The organism is Neoroseomonas rubea (assembly GCF_016106015.1).
GTDB lineage: Bacteria > Pseudomonadota > Alphaproteobacteria > Acetobacterales > Acetobacteraceae > Neoroseomonas > Neoroseomonas rubea.
The window spans coordinates 1-3,784 of sequence record NZ_JACADQ010000388.1; the positions used below are offsets into that span (position 1 = coordinate 1).

Sequence of the window (3,784 nt, forward strand, 5' to 3'; positions counted from 1 at the left end):
TCTGCTCTCCCGACCTGACTCCGCCGGGGCGGACGGCACCGCGGCGGCGGCGCGCGCCGTCGCGGCCCGGATCGGCTCAGCGGGCCGCTAGCCAGACCGCATCCGCACCGAGTTCCGGCCAGCCGATCGGGCGCATGGCCGCGGGGGCCTCCGGCGCGGCGGAGTCCCAGCGCCCGGCGGTGATGCGCTGGCCCGTGATGCCCCGTGCGTCCTCCGACAGCAGCCAGGCCAGCGGCGGGCCCATGATGGCGGGGCGCAGCATCTGCTCGCGCGGCCAGGATGCGCCCGGCCCGATGAAGGGCGTGTCGGTCGGCCCGCCCGGGATCAGCACATTCACGGTGATGCCGCTCTCCTTCAGTTCGTCCGCCCAGATGGCGGAGGCGGATTCGAGCGCCGCCTTGGTCGCGCCGTAGGGCAGCACGCGCAGCATGGTGCGGAACGACGTGGTGTTGTTGACCACCCTGCCCCAGCCCGCCGCACGCATCATCGGCAGCGCGGCGCGGACCAGCAGCATCGGCGCGCGGACATTGATGGCGAAGAAGCGGTCCCAGGTCGCGGCGTCGAGCTCATCGATGGTCGGGATGCGCGTCTCCGCATCCGGCCGCAGGCTCGAGACGCCGATGCCGGCATTGTTCACCACCGCCTCGACCGCGCCGTAGCGCGCGACCGCGGCATCGATGCCCGCCGCGCAGCCTTCCACGGTCGAGAGGTCCGCGACGATCGGCGCAAGCGTCGCGCCCGGATGGGCGGCGGCGAGTGCGGCGAGCCCGGCCTCGTCGCGATCGAGCGCCGCGACCCGGTGCCCGGCCACGAGCGTCGCTGCGACCATTGCGCGGCCGATGCCGCCGGCTGCGCCGGTGATCAGGACGGTTCGGGCCATGGCGTTTCCCCCTTGTCTGGTCGCGCCAGCCTGGACCTTCCGCGGCGCCGCGCGAAGCCCTGGTCCTTCCGGCTCGGGGCGCTATGTTCCGGCCCGACGGAGGGAGAAGCCGGCATGCGCGTCATCATCGCGGGCGGGGGGATCGGTGGCCTGACGGCGGCGCTCGCGCTGCACGAGGCCGGGATCGAGGTCGAGGTGTTCGAGGCGGCGTCCGAGATCCGCCCCCTGGGCGTCGGCATCAACGTGCTGCCGCATGCCATGCGGGAACTGACCGAGCTCGGCCTGCAGGACCGCGTCGCGGGGGCGGGCATCGTCACGCGCGAACTCGCCTATGCCAACCGCTTCGGCCAGATGATCTGGTCCGAGCCGCGCGGCCGCCATGCCGGCTACACTTGGCCGCAGGTCTCGATCCATCGCGGGCGGCTGCACCTTGTGCTGCTGGAGGCGGCGCGGGAGCGGCTGGGCGATGCGCGCATCCATCTCGGCGCGCGGCTCGAGGGCTTCGCGCAGGACGACCTCGGCGTGACGGCGCGCTTCGCCGGCGGGGTGACGGCGCGCGGGGAGGTGCTGGTCGCGGCCGACGGCATCCATTCCGTGGCGCGCGCGCTGCTGTACCCGAACGAGGGCCCGCCCAAGTGGAACGGCGCCATCCTCTGGCGTGCGACGAGCATCGCGGACCCCTTCCTGACCGGCGCGACCATGGCGGTCGCGGGCAACCGCGACGAGAAGTTCGTGGTCTACCCGATCGCCGACCTGCCCGATGGCCGCAAGCTGACCAACTGGATCGCCGAACGCCGCGTCGACCCGAACCAGGAATGGAAGCGGGAGGACTGGAACCGCCCCGGCCGCGTCGAGGATTTCCAGGACAGCTTCCGCGACTGGCGCTTCGACTGGCTCGACATCCCCGCGCTGATCCGCACGGCGCAGTCCGTGTTCGAATTCCCGATGGTGGACCGCGACCCGCTGCCGCGTTGGACGCATGGGCGCGTCACGCTGCTCGGCGACGCGGCGCATCCGCTCTACCCGATCGGATCGAACGGCGCGTCCCAGGGCATCCTCGATGCGCGGACGCTGGCGCTGAAGCTCGCCACCATCGCCGACCCCGTCGCGGCGCTGGAAGCCTATGAGGCGATCCGCCGCCCTGCGACGGCCGCGCTGCTGGACGCCACGCGCGGGGACGGGCCCGACATCGTGCTCGACATCGCCGAGGCGCGCGCGCCGGGGGGCTTCGCCGACATCGAGGCCATCATGCCGCAGGCCGAGCGCGCGGAGATCGCCGCGCACTACAAGCGCCTGGCGGGCTTCGAGCCGGCGACGCTGAACGCGCGGCCGAGCCTCGCCCCGCCCAGGCGCGCCGCGTGAGCACGCACTACATCGCCGTCCGGGAGGACTGGCTCGCGGCGCGGCAGGAGGAGATCCTCGATCCCGCCCAGCCCATCATCGACCCGCATCACCACCTGTGGGACCGGCCGGGCTGGCGCTACCTGCTGGACGAGATGCTGGCCGACCTGCGCAGCGGCCACGATGTGCGCGCGACGGTGCTGGTGCAGGCGCGCGCCTTCCACCGCGCCGACGGGCCCGAACATCTTCGCCCGGTGGGCGAGACGCAGTTCGCCGCCGGCGTCGCGGCCATGTGCGAGAGCGGCGTCTACGGCACGCCGCGTATCTGCGCGGGCATCGTGGGCTTCGCCGACCTGACGCGCGGCGCGGCGGCGGGCGAGGCGCTGGACGCGCATATCGCAGCCGGCAATGGGCGCTTCCGCGGCATCCGCCACATCGCGACCTGGGATGCGGACCCGGAGATGCTCAACCCCGCCTACACGCCGGCGGAGGACATGCTGGACAGCGCGGGCTTCCGCGCCGGCATCGCGGAACTGGGCAGGCGCCGCCTGTCCTTCGATGCCTGGATCTACTTCCACCAGATCCCGCGCCTGGCCGCGCTCGCCCGCGCCTGCCCCGACGTGCCGATGGTGCTCGACCATTGCGGCGGCATCCTCGGCATCGGGCGCTATGCGGGCCGGCGGGACCAGGTGTTCGCGACGTGGTCGGCGCATATGGCCGACCTCGCCCGCTGCCCGAACGTGATGGTCAAATGCGGCGGGCTCGGCATGCGGCTGCCGGGCTTCGGGCTGGAGGATGCGGAGATCGCCCCCTCCTCCGCCATGCTGGCCGAGGCGTGGCGGCCCTGGATGGAACGCTGCATCGAGTTGTTCGGCAGCCGGCGCTGCATGTTCGAAAGCAACTTCCCTGTGGACAAGGGCGGCTACGGCTACGCCGTGGGGTGGAACGCCTTCAAGCGCGTCACCGCGGGTGCGACGGCCGAGGAGAAGGCGGACCTGTTCTGGCGCAGCGCGGCGCGCTTCTACCGGCTGGACGGCGTCATCGCGGCCACGCCGTGATGCGCCTCTCCTGCGCGGACTGACCCGGCGGCACGGCCGCTGCCATCGGCGGATCAGGCCCGAGGCAGGATCCGGCACGCCTCGTCCGTCGCGCGGGCGAGCAGGATCATCCGCCGCGCCGCGACCGCGCCGGCCGCCGCCTCGCCCGCCACATGCTCGGCCAGGCGGCTACTCAGCACTGCACGCACCATCGCATCGACCGCGATGTCCGTGGCCGCGACCATCGCCGCATCCGTCGCGATCCGGCGCAGCAGCGCGATGGTGCCCGCGAGCCCCGGCCGCATCCCGTGCAGCGCCGCGACCTGCCGCACGAGCCGGATGCCGCGCCAGGCGAAGATCACCGCATCGAGCCCCGGCGAGGGGCTGACCGCGGTGACGGCGAAGGCCTGCATCGCCGCCGCACGCCCAAGCCCCGCCGCTTCCTCGGCCAGCGGCGCGAGCAGCCGCGCTTCCACCAGCGCGCGCGCGGCGTCGGACGGCATGCCCGCCAGCCCCTCGATGCGGG

General features: G+C 73.5%; 4 protein-coding genes. 2 read left to right on the top strand and 2 right to left on the bottom strand.

Going from position 1 to position 3,784, the window contains the following annotated elements; all coding sequences use genetic code 11:
• Nucleotides 1-76: 76 nt before the first annotated feature.
• The gene (locus HW577_RS22340; RefSeq protein ID WP_198378319.1) at nucleotides 77-880 is read right to left on the bottom strand and encodes an SDR family oxidoreductase; all 804 of its coding nucleotides are present in this window, start codon (nucleotides 878-880) and stop codon (nucleotides 77-79) included.
• Nucleotides 881-994: 114 nt separating this feature from the next.
• On the opposite strand from HW577_RS22340, the gene HW577_RS22345 reads away from it, so the two are divergent.
• Nucleotides 995-2,242, top strand: coding sequence for a flavin-dependent oxidoreductase (locus tag HW577_RS22345; protein ID WP_198378320.1), 1,248 nt, complete (start codon nucleotides 995-997; stop codon nucleotides 2,240-2,242).
• Nucleotides 2,239-3,279 (top strand): amidohydrolase family protein, encoded by a 1,041-nt coding sequence (locus HW577_RS22350; protein ID WP_332837785.1) that lies wholly within the window; start codon nucleotides 2,239-2,241, stop codon nucleotides 3,277-3,279. The genes HW577_RS22345 and HW577_RS22350 overlap by 4 nt, the downstream gene beginning before the upstream one ends.
• A 53-nt stretch (nucleotides 3,280-3,332) precedes the next feature.
• Here the strand turns inward: HW577_RS22350 and HW577_RS22355 are convergent.
• The coding region (locus HW577_RS22355; RefSeq protein ID WP_232475156.1) for a DUF697 domain-containing protein at nucleotides 3,333-3,784 on the bottom strand (452 nt) is incomplete at its 5' end.

Bases quoted from the DNA above. Each gene is read 5' to 3' on its own strand.
- HW577_RS22345 (WP_198378320.1), top strand. From the start codon at position 995: ATGCGCGTCATCATCGCGGGCGGGGGGATCGGTGGCCTGACGGCGGCG.
- HW577_RS22340 (WP_198378319.1), bottom strand. From the start codon at position 880: ATGGCCCGAACCGTCCTGATCACCGGCGCAGCCGGCGGCATCGGCCGC.